The sequence below is a fragment of the Flavobacterium psychrolimnae genome (assembly GCF_003312425.1).
Taxonomy (GTDB): Bacteria; Bacteroidota; Bacteroidia; order Flavobacteriales; family Flavobacteriaceae; genus Flavobacterium; species Flavobacterium psychrolimnae.
This window is the reverse complement of the sequence record NZ_QNUX01000003.1, coordinates 258,850-273,177: the sequence shown is the minus strand read 5'-3', so window position 1 is coordinate 273,177 and position 14,328 is coordinate 258,850. Positions and strand designations below refer to the sequence as shown.

General features: G+C 36.6%; 10 protein-coding genes. 6 read left to right on the top strand and 4 right to left on the bottom strand.

All coding sequences use genetic code 11. The features are described from left to right. Positions 1–23 precede the first annotated feature (23 nt). The 5 genes from kbl (at position 24) to DR980_RS05090 (ending at position 6,593) form a co-directional block, all read left to right on the top strand. Positions 24–1,217, top strand: coding sequence for a glycine C-acetyltransferase (gene kbl, locus DR980_RS05110; RefSeq protein WP_113634169.1), 1,194 nt, complete (start codon positions 24–26; stop codon positions 1,215–1,217). 112 nt (positions 1,218–1,329) lie between these two features. Further along, positions 1,330–2,778 carry an OmpA family protein gene (locus tag DR980_RS05105; protein WP_113634168.1) on the top strand — a complete coding sequence of 483 codons (1,449 nt, stop codon included), beginning with the start codon at positions 1,330–1,332 and terminating at the stop codon, positions 2,776–2,778. 63 nt (positions 2,779–2,841) lie between these two features. After that, the gene (locus DR980_RS05100; protein ID WP_113634167.1) at positions 2,842–5,619 is read left to right on the top strand and encodes a PD-(D/E)XK nuclease family protein; all 2,778 of its coding nucleotides are present in this window, start codon (positions 2,842–2,844) and stop codon (positions 5,617–5,619) included. Positions 5,620–5,685: 66 nt separating this feature from the next. Continuing rightward, positions 5,686–5,925, top strand: coding sequence for a hypothetical protein (locus DR980_RS05095; RefSeq protein WP_113634166.1), 240 nt, complete (start codon positions 5,686–5,688; stop codon positions 5,923–5,925). Further along, positions 5,922–6,593 carry an ATP-binding cassette domain-containing protein gene (locus DR980_RS05090; protein WP_113634165.1) on the top strand — a complete coding sequence of 224 codons (672 nt, stop codon included), beginning with the start codon at positions 5,922–5,924 and terminating at the stop codon, positions 6,591–6,593. Before DR980_RS05095 ends, DR980_RS05090 begins: the two co-directional genes overlap by 4 nt. On the opposite strand, the gene DR980_RS05085 is transcribed toward DR980_RS05090, so the two are convergent. The 3 genes from DR980_RS05085 to DR980_RS05075 all read right to left on the bottom strand — a co-directional run bounded on the left by DR980_RS05085 (position 6,590) and on the right by DR980_RS05075 (position 9,998). Beyond that, positions 6,590–7,372 (bottom strand): alpha/beta fold hydrolase, encoded by a 783-nt coding sequence (locus DR980_RS05085; protein ID WP_113634164.1) that lies wholly within the window; start codon positions 7,370–7,372, stop codon positions 6,590–6,592. The two genes, DR980_RS05090 and DR980_RS05085, sit on opposite strands and share 4 nt — an antisense overlap. A gap of 135 nt (positions 7,373–7,507) precedes the next feature. Next, positions 7,508–8,308, bottom strand: coding sequence for a TIGR00266 family protein (locus DR980_RS05080; protein WP_113634163.1), 801 nt, complete (start codon positions 8,306–8,308; stop codon positions 7,508–7,510). A 397-nt stretch (positions 8,309–8,705) separates the two neighbouring features. Next, positions 8,706–9,998, bottom strand: coding sequence for an aminopeptidase P family protein (locus tag DR980_RS05075; protein ID WP_113634162.1), 1,293 nt, complete (start codon positions 9,996–9,998; stop codon positions 8,706–8,708). A 125-nt stretch (positions 9,999–10,123) separates the two neighbouring features. Here DR980_RS05075 and DR980_RS05070 point away from each other — a divergent pair, with 125 nt between their 5' ends. Further along, complete coding sequence (locus DR980_RS05070; protein ID WP_113634161.1) at positions 10,124–12,961, top strand: beta propeller repeat protein; 2,838 nt, start codon at positions 10,124–10,126, stop codon at positions 12,959–12,961. 72 nt (positions 12,962–13,033) lie between these two features. Here the strand turns inward: DR980_RS05070 and aceA are convergent, their stop codons facing one another. Continuing rightward, positions 13,034–14,314, bottom strand: a complete 1,281-nt coding sequence (gene aceA / locus DR980_RS05065) for an isocitrate lyase (protein ID WP_113634160.1) — start codon at positions 14,312–14,314, stop codon at positions 13,034–13,036. Positions 14,315–14,328: the final 14 nt, after the last annotated feature.

The following is a 14,328-nucleotide window of genomic DNA, read 5'->3' as shown; positions in this document are numbered from 1 at the left end:
CTGAACTTTAAAAAACATAAAAAATGTACGGAAAAATAAAAGAACATCTTCAAGCAGAATTACAAACTATTGAAGATAATGGAATTTTCAAAAAAGAAAGAATTATAACTTCGCCTCAAGGAGCAGAAATCACTATTTCTACAGGAGAAACTGTTCTGAATTTTTGTGCCAATAATTATCTTGGATTATCATCGCACCCAGAAGTGATTCAGGCTGCTAAAGATGCTTTGGATACCCATGGTTTCGGAATGTCATCAGTTCGTTTTATATGCGGAACTCAGGATATTCATAAAACATTGGAAAGAAAAATTTCTGAATTTTATAGTACTGAAGATACCATTCTTTACGCGGCAGCTTTTGATGCTAACGGCGGTGTTTTCGAACCTTTGTTAGGAGAAAACGATGCTATAATTTCAGACAGTTTAAATCATGCTTCTATTATAGATGGTGTTCGTTTGTGTAAGGCGGCTCGTTATCGTTATGAAAATAGCAATATGGAAGATTTAGAACAACAATTAATCAAAGCTACTGAAGCAGGAACTCGTTTCAAATTAATTGTTACAGATGGTGTTTTCTCTATGGATGGTGTTGTGGCTCCTTTGGATAAAATTTGTGATTTAGCTGATAAGTATGATGCGATGGTTATGGTTGATGAATGCCATGCTGCCGGATTTATTGGAGCAACCGGAAAAGGGACGCTTGAAGCAAAAGGTGTAATGGGAAGAGTTGACATTATTACTGGAACATTAGGAAAAGCACTTGGAGGTGCAATGGGAGGTTATACGACTGCCAAAAAAGAAATTATCGAAATATTGCGTCAAAGATCCAGACCGTATTTGTTTTCTAATTCTTTAGCGCCAGCTATTGTCGGGGCTTCTATAAAAGTTTTTGAATTATTAGAAAAGGATACTACTTTACGTGATAAACTGGAATGGAACACTAATTATTTCAAAGCAGGAATGAAAAAAGCTGGTTTTGATATCATTGATGGCGATTCAGCTATTGTTCCTGTTATGCTTTATGATGCAAAATTGTCCCAAACTATGGCTGATGAACTGTTAAAAAAAGGTATTTATGTTATTGGATTCTTTTTTCCAGTAGTGCCTAAAGATAAAGCAAGAATTAGAGTACAACTATCTGCAGCTCACACTACAGCACATATTGACAAGGCGATTAATGCATTTGTCGAGGTTGGAAAAATGTTAAATGTTGTATAATTCCCACATTTATTCATGTTTGGAGGTTTTATTTAACATTTCATTTTGTAGTTTAAAATTTACGTGCTACTTTTGCATATAATTAACTAAATTGTAATTAAAAAAATTAAGTATGAAACATCTTAACAAAATTTTAGTTGCTGTGATGATGGTGATGGGTTTAAGCTCGCACGCACAAGACAGTAACAATCCTTGGGCTATCTCTTTTGGAGTTAATGCCGTTGACACTAAAGCAGGTGCTGAAGGTGGACATAATTGGCTTGATCGTCATTTTTCTCAGCCTTTTGCTGTTAAAGATAACTGGAATATCCTGCCTTCTGTATCGTACCTTAGTGTATCTAGATTCGTAGGAGATAATTTCTCTTTCGGTCTTTCTGGATCTGTGAACAAAATCAATAAATTTGTAACATTTGCTCCAGAACCTGCTTCTGTAATGCATGATAGTCGTGGTTACATAGTTACTAATCCTGGAGATTTAATGTATTATGGTGTTGATGCAACTATCAAATATAGTTTCATGAACTTAATTAAATCTAAAGTTATTGATCCATCTTTATCTGTTGGTGGAGGATATACATTCTTTGGAGATAGTAGTTTTGGTACTTTAAATCCAGGTGCTGGTTTAACTTTCTGGTTTACTGACAATGTAGGTTTGGAACTTGCAACAAGATATAAAAAATCTTTTGGAGACAGAACTGAAGGGAATGTAAATTTTGCTACTCCAGATGCTCCTTCTCTTTTTCAACACACTGCTGGTCTTATATTCAAATTTGGAGGTAAAGATACAGATGGTGACGGAATTTATGATAAAGATGATGCTTGTCCTGAAGTTGCTGGTTTAAAAGAATTCAATGGTTGTCCTGATACTGATGGAGATGGAATTCAAGATAGTGCTGATGAGTGTCCAAATGATTTTGGTTTAGCTGCATTAAACGGTTGTCCTGATACTGACGGAGATGGTGTTGCTGATAAAAATGATGCATGTCCTACTGTTTTTGGTTTAGCTGCATTAAACGGTTGTCCTGATGCTGATGGAGATGGAATTGCTGACAAAGATGACAAATGTCCTAATGTTGCAGGTCCTAAAGAAAATGGTGGTTGTCCTTGGCCAGATACTGACGGAGACGGAGTATTAGACAAAGATGATGATTGTCCTACTGTAGCTGGTCCAGCTAGTAACAGAGGATGTCCAGAAGTAACTACTGAGGCTTTAGATAATCTTAAAATTCAAGCTAGAGCAATCTACTTTAATTCAGGTAAAGCTACTTTCAAAGCGGGTGATGTTCCAGCTAGATTAGATGCTATGGCAAATATTCTTAAAAATTATCCGAATGCTAAATTCAGTGTTGAAGGACATACTGATAGCGATGGTTCAGATGAATTTAACCAAAAACTTTCTGAAGACAGAGCTAACGTAGTTAGAGAAGCTTTGTTAGAAAGAGGTATTAAAGGTGAAAACTTAAATGCTGTTGGTTTTGGTGAAGGAAGTCCAGTTGAAACAAATAAAACTGCTGCTGGTAAAGCAAAAAACAGAAGAACAGAAGTTATTTTACAAAAATAATTTTTCCAAAATTTTTTTAGAAAACGCCTCGATTTATCGAGGCGTTTTTTTTATTTTTATAGAATGACAAATACTTCTTTTTTAGATAAAATAGCCGCAGTTTTAATTGAAAATTACTCAGGCAATCTTTCCAATACGATTGTAGTTTTACCAAACAAACGAGCTAAAATATTCCTGATTAAAGCGTTAAAAAATCAGGTAACAACAAATATACTTTCTCCTGAAATTATAAGTATTGAAGATTTTGTTCAAAATATTGCAGGTATTCGCACCATAGATCCCATTGAACTATTATTTGAATTCTACGAAGTCTATTTATCCATTACCGATAAAGCAAACCAACAAACGTTTGAATTGTTTGCCAATTGGGCAAAAACGCTGTTACAAGATTTTAATGAAATTGACCGCTATTTATTAGAGCCATCACATGTTCTTTCGTATTTGAAAGATATCGAGGATATTAAAAAATGGGGAATTGAAGTCGAAAATAAAACGGTATTATTAGAGAAATATATCGATTTTTGGAAATTACTACCCAATTATTATCAATCCCTTTATACTCATTTACTGAACAAAGGAATCGGATATCAAGGTTTAATTTATCGTGAAGCAGTTAATAATCTAAATCATTTTTCGAATTCTGTACAAGGGAAACAATTCCTATTTGCAGGTTTTAACGCGTTGAATGCCGCCGAAGAAAAAATAATCCAACACCTTATCGCTTCTGATCAGGCCAAAATATATTGGGATGTAGACCAAACCTTTCTCAATGATCCGTATCATGATGCAGGACTGTTTGTACACCGTTTCAAAGAAAGTTGGAAACATTATAAGCAGCATCCGTTTGAATGGATTGTGAATGACTTTTCGCAGATAAAAAACATTCAGGTGATTGGTACACCAAAAACAATTGGTCAAGCCAAAATAGCCGGAAGTATTATCGAGAATGTCATCAATGAATCCCGAAGCCTCGGGACTGAAGGCAAGTTGGATAAAGTGGCTGTGGTTCTAGGTGAGGAAAATCTTCTAGTCCCGCTTTTATATTCGTTACCGTCAAGCGTTGGAGCTTTGAATATCACGATGGGGTATTCAAGCAAGAACAATCCTGCCCAGATTTTGATAGCCAAATTATTCAAAATGCACACGAATGCGTTGTCCAGAAATGCTAAAAGTTATGTCTTATATTACAAAGATGTATTGGATATTTTGACGCATCCTTTGGTGGAGCCGTATTCGAAAACCAGCGCGCTTGTCCATACTATCAATCAAAATAATTATACTTTTATTACGCATCATAAATTGATGGAATTGAATGCAATTCCGAGTGAATTGTTTCTCTTATTATTCCAAAAATGGGAAAAGGGTTCGATTCCGGTATTAGAGACGATTTCTAAATTATTGCAAATCATAAAAGAAAATTTAAGCAACGATAACGAAGAAGAAAAAATCACTAAGGCTTTTGTTTTCGCCATTTTTAAAGTCATTAATAAACTGATTAATTATTATTCCAAACATGAACATATCGATAAAATTGAAACGCTTTATGCCATTTACAAACAAGTAATTGATTTGGCCGAAGTTTCTTTTGAGGGAGAACCGTTGAACGGTTTGCAGATTATGGGAGTTTTAGAAAGTCGTGTCTTGGATTTTGATACCGTTATTGTCACTTCGATGAATGAAGGGAAATTTCCGGCGGGAAAATCACAAAATTCGTTTATTCCGTATGATGTGAAACGCGAATTAGGTTTGCCTACATTCAAAGAAAAAGACGCTATTTATACCTATCATTTCTATCATTTGTTGCAACGCGCCAAAAACATTTACTTGCTGTATAATACCGAAAGTGAAGGTCTGGATGCGGGTGAAAAAAGCCGATTCATCACGCAATTGGAAGTTGAAAAGCAAAATAATCATATCCTTACGCACGAAATTTATAATGCGGTTTTACCCGAAACTGCGTATCAACCGATGGTCATTCCTAAATCGGAAAGTGTGATGTTACGATTGAAAGAAATTGCCGAAAAAGGGTTTTCTCCATCGGCATTGACGAGTTATATTCGGAATCCGATTCAGTTTTATTTTCAGAAGATTTTACGCATCAGCGAAGTAGAAGAAGTAGAGGAGAACATTGCCTTGAATACATTGGGAACCATTATCCACGAAACTCTAAAAGTTTTGTACGAGCCATTCATTGGTAAATTTATATCAGAAAGTAATATTTTAAATTGTTTTAAACAAATTGACGCTGAGGTTTTGAAACAGTTTAAATTGGTTTACAAAGAAGGTGAAATCAAAAAAGGTAGAAATTTATTGGCGTTTGAAGTTGCCAAGCGAAATGTTTCGAATTTCCTGAAAGTGGAATTGGAAAGTATTAAAAACGGCGATGCGATAAAAATTATAGCTTTAGAACAAACTTTTGGCAGAACTTTAAATCATCCTAATTTGCCTTTTCCTGTATTGATAAAAGGAAATGTAGATAGAATTGAAGAGCGCAACGGAGTGATTCGAATTATCGATTACAAAACTGGAAAAGTTGAAAAAGCGAGTGTCACTCTGAAATCTTGGAGCCGATTAACCGAAGATATTAAAAGCGATAAAATCATTCAGGTTCTGGCGTATGCTTTTATGTATGAGCACGAAGCAAAAGGAAAGCCAATTGAAGCCGGAATTATCTCTTTCAAGAATTTAAAAGCAGGTTTTCTTCCGTTTAGTTTTAAAGAAGACAAAGAAATAAATTCAATTATAAATGAAGAAATTTTGAGGAATTATTTAGAACAAATGGTTCTTTTATTAAGCGAAATTTTAGATGAGAGTATTCCTTTTAAAGAGAAAATAATTTAAACAAAATTCCCAATCAGAAAATTAGCCAACATCTTCGAGTTTTATAAAAGCACTTTGACGATTAATGTGTCAATAAGTGCTTTGGCATGGGTTTTTGGAGGATTTGAAACCTTCAAATATGTACTTATTATTTTTGGTTTCTTCATTAGCATTTTGATAAAAGAGGTGAATGCTAAAAATGGATACCTGTTTTATTACAACAACGGAATTTCAAAAATGCAATTGTTTGTGTATGGTTTTCTAATGAATTTTGTTTTTTCGATGCTGCTGATTTTAGTCATTAATGTAGGAATCAAACTCGTATGACAAAGAGTGTTTTAGAAGTAGATAGCGTTCAAAAACAGTATGATGGGAAAATCATAGTTTCAGATGTGTATTTGAAATGTGAAACCGCTGATATTATTGGCGTTTTAGGAAGAAATGGTTCCGGGAAATCTACTTTGTTGAAAATCATTTTCGGAATTGTAGCTGCTGATTTTAAATTTGTTCGGGTCGATGGAGTCGTGAAAGCAAAGACCAGCGATTTGCTAAACGAAATCAGTTATTTGCCTCAAGATAATTTTATTCCAAATTCATTTTCGATAAAAAAGACTATTCAATTGGCTATTGCCAAAGAGAAACTGCAGGAATTTTATGCCGATGAAATGATTCAATCAATGCTGAACAAAAAAATAAAGCATTTGTCCGGTGGAGAATTACGGTATTTAGAAATTAAATTAATCCTGAATAACGCATCAAAATTTGTTTTGCTGGACGAGCCATACAATGGTTTGTCACCCATAATGATTGAAAAAATTAATAAATTAATCACTGCAATGTCCAGTGTAAAAGGCATCATTATCACGGATCATAACTATGAAAATGTGATTAAGGTTTCCACAAAACTGGCGTTGATGAAAGAAGGAAAAATGCACCACTTGAAAGACAAAAGTGAATTGGTGGAAAAAGGATATTTGAAATCAGGAATGATTTAGATGCTTTTGAAAAAAGCGAACAATACGTTTAATAACTCGTCTTGATTCTCAATATGACTCATGTGTCCGTCCGGAAAAGTCACCAGTTTTACTGCAGTGTTTTCTATCTGTTCTTTGGTTTCTTCGTAATTTAAAACAGGATCTTTTTCGCCAAGAATTAATAATTTTGGATAAGGTGTAAGATGTAATAACACTTCCCGATCTTGTCGTATTTTCATTCCTTCCAGTGACGCAACGATTCCTTGAAGCGGTGTCTTTAAAGCTTCTTTTTTTACGCTTTCAATTTCGGATGAAAGTCGTTCTCTGTTGGCTTCGCTGAATAAGTTTGCAATAGAAAGTGAAACAAAATTCATAAAAGATTGTTTTACCGCTTTAATAGCTCGATCCCGATTTGTTTTTCGTTCCTCACTGTCGGCTCTTGCGGTCGAGTTTAATAAAACCAATCCTTTTATAGTGTCAGGATATAATTCGGCGAAAGCCAAAGCAACATAACCACCCATAGAATGCCCGACAAAAATGGCTTTCCGGATGCGTAATTCCGATAAAACAGCGTGAACAGCATCGGCATTATCTTCCATTGTTTGCACGTAACTCAAACATTCCGTTTCGCCATGTCCCAATAAATCTATAATAATGACGCGGTTTTTTTTAGCAAACTCCGGAATATAAAAATCCCACATGCCTTTGTTTTCCAAGAAACCATGAAGTAAGACAATAGCGGTTCCTTTCCCGGTATCGGAATAAGAGATGTTGGTGTTTTTAAAGAGAATTTGTTTCAAAATGGAAATTTAGTCTACAAAAATAGCATTTTATTTTTTTAACCATTTAAGTTCATGTAAGCATTACTTTCATTTGCTTAAATGCCTTATATGGTTTAAAAAAAGGCTTCCATTTCTGAAAGCCGTTTATAAAATTTAAAATCGTCTGTCTCCATCAAGCAAACTTCCTAATCCGCCCAATAAGCTGCCCTCGTCACGACTGTTTCCGCCAGCTCTTGGTGCAGATGCAATGATTCTGTCGGCGAGTCGACTGAAAGGTAAGGATTGTACATAAACTGTTCCCGGACCGCGAAGTGTAGCGTAAAACAAACCTTCACCACCAAAAATAGAATTCTTGATGCCGCCAATAAACTCAATGTCATAATCAACATCTTTGGTAAAACCAACAATACAGCCGGTGTCGACTTTTAGGATTTCGCCTGCTGCTAATTCTTTTTTGGCCAATGTTCCGCCGGTATGTACAAACGCCATTCCGTCGCCTTCTATTTTTTGCATGATGAAACCTTCACCGCCAAAAAGCCCACGACCGAGTTTCTTAGAAAATTCGATTCCCACAGAAACGCCTTTGGCAGCGCAAAGGAAAGCGTCTTTCTGGCAAATGAATTTTCCGCCAAATTGTGTTAAGTCAATTGGGATTATTTTTCCTGGATAAGGCGATGCAAATGAAACTTTGCTTTTGGTATTGTTTTGATTGATAAATGCTGTCATAAAAAGACTTTCGCCTGTTAAAACTCTTTTTCCTGCGCTTAAAAGTTTACCGAACAATCCGTTTTCTTGTTCGGAACCGTCTCCAAAAATGGTTTCCATTTGGATATTATTGTCCATCATCATAAAACTTCCCGCTTCGGCAATTACAATTTCCTGTGGGTCCAGTTCTATTTCCACATATTGCATTTCCTCGCCGTAAATGTGGTAGTCTATTTCGTGTGCTTGCATGATTTCTTTATTTTAAGTTTTTATTTAAAAGTTTTTACCATTAAGAAATATAAGTTTCATTAAGAATCAGAGCTTAATTTTTCTTAATTTCTTAATGGTTCAAATCACATATTGAATATGTTTTAAAAAATAGTTGTTGTTTTAAATAAGTCGGAAGGGTGATTATAAAGTTACAGTTTTACCATGAATTTTGGAATTCGTGTTTTGGAATTACAGATTTTCTCGTTGTAGCGCGCAAGGGATAACAGCGGAAAGCCCACAGTCTTGTGTTTTTGGACGAGACGAGGACTTATAGCGGATAGCCCGACGCAGCTGGAGTTTACGGAAGCTGGGTTGCGCCCAAAAAAAAATCGGTTCACATTGCTGTAAACCGATTTGGTTGTATGTATTTATGGAATTAACTGTTCATTAATTCTTCGATTTCATCCACTTCAATTGGGATGTTGCGCATCATGTTGAATGGTTCGCCACTTTCCTGAACGATGACGTTATCTTCCAGACGGATTCCGAAACCTTCGGCAGGAATGTAAATTCCAGGCTCTACTGTAAACACCATATTGGCTTGCATGGGTTCGGTCAAGATTCCGTAATCGTGCGTGTCCAATCCCATGTGGTGGGAAGTTCCGTGCATGAAATATTTTTTATAAGCGGGCCATTCCGGGTTTTCGTTTTGCACATCGGCTTTGTCAATAAGACCTAAACCTAACAATTCTGAAGTCATTAATTTCCCCACTTCGATATGGTATTGTTTCCAAAGTGTTCCTGTAGTCAGCATTTTGGTCGCTTCGTTTTTTACATTTAAAACGGCATTGTACACTTCTTTTTGTCTTTTGGTATATTTTCCTGAAACTGGAATGGTACGCGTCATGTCACTGGAATAATTGGCATATTCAGCCGCAACATCCAATAAAATCAAATCACCGGCTTTGCATTGTTGGTTGTTTTCGATGTAGTGCAACACATTGGCATTATTTCCGGAAGCGATAATTGGCGTGTAAGCAAAACCTCTGGAACGGTTGCGAATGAATTCGTGAATCAGCTCGGCTTCGATTTCGTATTCGGTCACGTTTGGTTTCACGAAAGGCAATAATCTTCTAAAACCAAGCTCCGTAATATTACAGGCTTTTTGGATTAAGTCCAATTCTTCGGTTTCTTTTACGGAGCGAAGACGTTGCAATATCGGATTACTTTTTGCAACAGCATGTGCCGGATATTTCTCTTTCCACCATTTCACAAAACGGGCTTCACGCGTTTCAGTTTCTACAGTGGCACGGTAATGCTCGTTTGTATTGATGTAAATGGTTTCAGCGTGCGTCATCATTTCGAATAAAACTTTTTCGAAATCCTGTAACCAATGTACGGTTCTGATTCCTGTTACTTCAAAAGCACGCTCTTTAGTCAGTTTTTCACCTTCCCAAATGGCAATGTGTTCGCTGGTTTCTTTCAAGAAAACCATTTCTCTTTGGTGCTCGTATGGCGCATCCGGGAAAAGCAATAAAATACTTTCTTCCTGATCTACTCCGCTTAAATAAAAGATATCGCGGTGTTGTGCAAATGGCAAAGTACTATCGGCAGAAACGGGATAAATATCATTAGAATTGAAGATGGCAACGCTTTTTGGCTTCATCTGAGCCATGAATTTTTCTCTATTTTTTATAAATAAATCTCGGTCAATTTGATGATATTTCATAACAATTCGTTTTTATACATTGAATATTCAAAAATACTAACTTTGAGAGAAACGGATGTTAATTACACTATAAAATTTTCAGATAACTATTTTTATGATTAATTTTCCAATTCAAATCAGTTTTTATGAAAAAAATAGTACTCTTTTCTGCCTTTATAGTCCAAAGTGTCTCTTGGGGACAAGTTTCTGCGGAAGCGATTCAGCAATCATTGGAATCCAAAAAACAAATGGAAAATCAATCGCTTTTTCAGAATGTTGCTTTTGAAAATGTAGGTCCAACGGTGATGAGCGGAAGAGTGGTGGATGTGGATGTAAATCCGGAAAATCCAATCGAGTTTTATGTAGGATATGCTTCGGGCGGACTTTGGTACACGAATAATAACGGAATGAGTTTTTCGCCGGTTATGGATGCGGCGCCAACGCAAAATGTAGGTGATATCGCGATAGATTGGAAACGAGGAACGATTTGGGTAGGAACTGGTGAAGTAAATTCGTCCCGATCATCTTATGCCGGAATTGGAGTTTTGAAATCCGAAGATAAAGGAAAGACTTGGCAAAATATGGGATTGCAAGACAGTCATCACATCAGCAGAATCCTGATAAATCCATCAAATCCTGATGAAGTTGTTGTAGGCGCAGTGGGTCATTTGTATTCTAAAAATGAAGAAAGAGGAATTTACAAAACAACAAATGGCGGAAAAACGTGGAGTAAAACCCTTTATATAGACGATGAAACCGGGATTATTGATGTGGCTGTTTCGCCAAAAAACTTCAAGGTTCAATTTGCGGCTTCTTGGAGCAAAGATAGAAAAGCGTGGGATTTTATTGGAAGCGGTGCCACTTCAGGAATTTATAAAAGTGAGGATGCGGGATTGACTTGGAAACTTTTTACGAATGCTGAAAGCGGATTTCCTGTTGGCGAAGGCGTTGGCCGTATTGGTTTAGCGGTGTATGATGATGCAAATGTATATGCCATTTTAGATAACCAATTCAAAAGACCGTTGCAATCCAAAAAAAGCAATTCGTTACCGATTGCGTTTTCAATGCCGGGAGACGAATTCTTGAAATTGCCCAATAAAAGTCTGAATTCTATTTTAAAGAATTACGGATTGACCGAAAAATACAGAGCAGAAAACATCAAGCATTGGGTTGAAAACGGGTATTTGCAACCAAACGAAGCTGCAAAAGTGGTTCTGGATGCGATAAATAGTTTAGCCGAAACAGAAGTTATCGGAGCCGAAGTTTACAAATCAAGTAACGGAGGAAAAAATTGGACGAAGACCCATCAAGATTTTATCGATGATTTCTTTTATTCGTATGGGTATTATTTCAGTGTTATTTCTGTTGATCCAAACGATGTCAATAAAATTTATTTATCGGGCGTACCCATTATAAAATCAAATGATGGCGGAAAAACATTCACCTCCATAAGCGAAGAGAATGTTCACGCGGATCATCACGTTGTTTGGGTGAACCCAAATAAATCCGGGCATTTAATTAATGGAAATGACGGTGGTTTAAATATTTCGTATGATGATGGAGCACATTGGGTGAAAAGTAATTCGCATTCCGTAAGTCAGTTTTATGCAGTGAATGTGGATGAGCAGGAACCGTATAATATCTATGGCGGCATGCAGGATAATGGTGTTTGGGTTGGACCAAGTACTTACAAATATTCATCAGAATGGTACCAAACCGGAAAATATCCGTATGAAAATTTGATGGGTGGAGACGGAATGCAAACTCAAATTGACAAAAGAAATCCAAGTATTGTTTTTACGGGATTCCAATTTGGAAATTATTACAGAATTGATCGTGCAAAAAATAAACGTGATTATATTTCTCCAAAGCCACAAAAGGACGAAAAGCCATTTCGATTCAATTGGCAAACGCCTATTTTATTGTCTTCGCACAACCAAGATATTTTATACATGGGATCTAATTTCTTGCACCGTTCGATGAATCAAGGACAAACTTGGACGGCTATTTCGCCTGATTTGACGCAAGGTGCTAAAGAAGGAAATGTAGCTTTTGGAACAATCGCTGCCATCAGCGAAAGTCAATTGCAGTTTGGTTTGCTCTACACGGGAAGTGATGATGGATTGATTCATGTTTCGAAAGACGGCGGTGCGACTTGGAATAAAATTTCGGGAAATTTACCTCAAAACCGATGGGTTTCCAGAGTCGTGGCTTCGGCACACAAGAAAGAAAGAGTGTATGCGACTTTAAACGGATATCGAAATGATGATTTCACCAGTTATGTGTATGTGTCAGATGATTTTGGTCAAACCTGGAAAAATATCGCCAATAATTTGCCTGCAAGTCCAGTGAATGTAATTGTGGAAGATAATCTCAACGAGAATGTTTTGTACGTGGGAACGGACAACGGATTGTATGTTTCGTTAAATAAGGGAATGAGCTGGGATGATTTTTCTAGCGGAATTCCAAACGTGGCCGTTCACGATGTAGTGATTCAAAAGAAAGCAAAAGATTTAGTGGTGGGAACTCACGGTCGTTCAGTGTACAAAGTTAATTTGGAACAAGTGCAACAATTGAATGATAAAGTCATAGCGGAAAATCTTCATGTTTTTGAGCTTAAAAAGATAAAAAAATCAAGAGAATGGGGCAACAGTTGGAGTTCTTGGGCTAAGGCTTCAGAACCAAAAGCAGAGGTTTGGTTTTATTCGAATGAAAATGCAGAAGTGCTTTTGCAAATTGAAAACAGCTTGAAAGAAGTGGTTTATTCTCAGAAGGTAAAAGCTGTAAAAGGATTGAACAAACACATTTATGATCTTTCAATGACTAAAACGGCAGCAGATAATTGGAAAAATAAAGACAAAAAACTAAAATTAGAAGCAGCCAAAAACGGTAAATATTACCTTCCAATTTCAATCAATAAAATAAGCATTCAAAAAGGAAAAGAGAAAGTGGTTACTGATCTTGAAATTATAGAATCAAAATAAACGGTCCTTTTATTTTAAAAACAAAAAACACGATTTCAGATGAAATCGTGTTTTTTTATGGTTGCTATTTTTCTAAAACTGTGCTACTTCTGTAGAATCTTTCATCGCAGTGGTAGAAGATTTTCCTATTGTTACGGTATTTTGTACCGCATCAAAATAGGATGTCCCTACGAAACCTTGGTGTTTTACGGCTTTGAAACCGTGTTTTTGCAAAGCAAATTCTCTTTCCTGTAATTCAGAATAACCTGCCATTCCTCTTTCTTTGTATGCTTTAGACAATTCGAACATGCTAGTGTTCAACGCGTGGAATCCTGCTAAAGTGATGAATTGGAATTTGTATCCCATTGCGGCAAGATCTTCGCGGAATGTTTCCATTTCAGCAACGGATAATTTTGCAGCCCAGTTGAAAGAAGGCGAACAATTGTAAGCCAACATTTTTCCAGGGAATTTTGCGTGAATTCCTTCGGCAAATTTTCTTGCGTAATCAAGATCTGGATTGCTGGTTTCCATCCAAATTAAATCAGCATAAGGCGCATAACTCAATCCTCTGTCAATTCCTTGCTCCACACCACAATTTACATAGAAAAAACCTTCGCCGGTTTTTTCACCCGTGATGAATTTAGCATCTCTAGGGTCAATATCGCTTGTTAGTAAATTGGCCGCATCAGCATCTGTACGGGCAACAATCAGCGTTGGTGTTCCCATTACGTCTGCTGCTAAACGTGCTGCAATCAGTTTGTTGATGGCTTCTTGTGTAGGAACCAAAACTTTCCCGCCTAAGTGACCACATTTTTTAGCAGAACTCAATTGGTCTTCAAAGTGAACTCCGGCAGCTCCCGCTTCAATCATCGATTTCATTAATTCGAAAGCATTAAGGTTTCCTCCAAAACCGGCTTCGGCATCAGCAACAATAGGAACTAAGTATTGTTTTTTATCGGTTGTTCCGTTTACTACTTGTATTTGATCTGCTCTCAAAAGGGCATTATTGATTCGTTTTACTACCAATGGAACACTGTTAGCAGGATATAAAGATTGGTCAGGATACATTTCGCCGGCTACATTTGCGTCAGCGGCAACTTGCCAACCGCTCAAATAAATAGCGTCTAATCCTGCTTCTACTTCTTGAATGGCTTGGTTTCCGGTAAGTGCGCCAAGTCCGGCTACAAAATCCTGAGAATTTAGTTTGTTCCATAAGTTATTCGCTCCAATTCTGGCTACACTGTGCTCTATTTGATAAGAACCTTGCAATTTCACCACTTCTTCAGCAGTGTAAGGTCGCTCAATGCCATTCCATCTTGTGTTCGTAATCCAGTCGGTAACTAATTCTTGAATTCTTGTTTCTGTAGTTTTCATTTTTCTTTTTTTTT

What these genes read in the sequence shown, in the direction of transcription:
- kbl (WP_113634169.1), top strand. Translation starts at nt 24, where the DNA reads ATGTACGGAAAAATAAAAGAACATCTTCAAGCAGAATTACAAACTATT.
- DR980_RS05105 (WP_113634168.1), top strand. Translation starts at nt 1,330, where the DNA reads ATGAAACATCTTAACAAAATTTTAGTTGCTGTGATGATGGTGATGGGT.
- DR980_RS05100 (WP_113634167.1), top strand. Translation starts at nt 2,842, where the DNA reads ATGACAAATACTTCTTTTTTAGATAAAATAGCCGCAGTTTTAATTGAA.
- DR980_RS05090 (WP_113634165.1), top strand. Translation starts at nt 5,922, where the DNA reads ATGACAAAGAGTGTTTTAGAAGTAGATAGCGTTCAAAAACAGTATGAT.
- DR980_RS05080 (WP_113634163.1), bottom strand. Translation starts at nt 8,308, where the DNA reads ATGCAAGCACACGAAATAGACTACCACATTTACGGCGAGGAAATGCAA.
- DR980_RS05075 (WP_113634162.1), bottom strand. Translation starts at nt 9,998, where the DNA reads ATGAAATATCATCAAATTGACCGAGATTTATTTATAAAAAATAGAGAA.
- DR980_RS05070 (WP_113634161.1), top strand. Translation starts at nt 10,124, where the DNA reads ATGAAAAAAATAGTACTCTTTTCTGCCTTTATAGTCCAAAGTGTCTCT.
- aceA (WP_113634160.1), bottom strand. Translation starts at nt 14,314, where the DNA reads ATGAAAACTACAGAAACAAGAATTCAAGAATTAGTTACCGACTGGATT.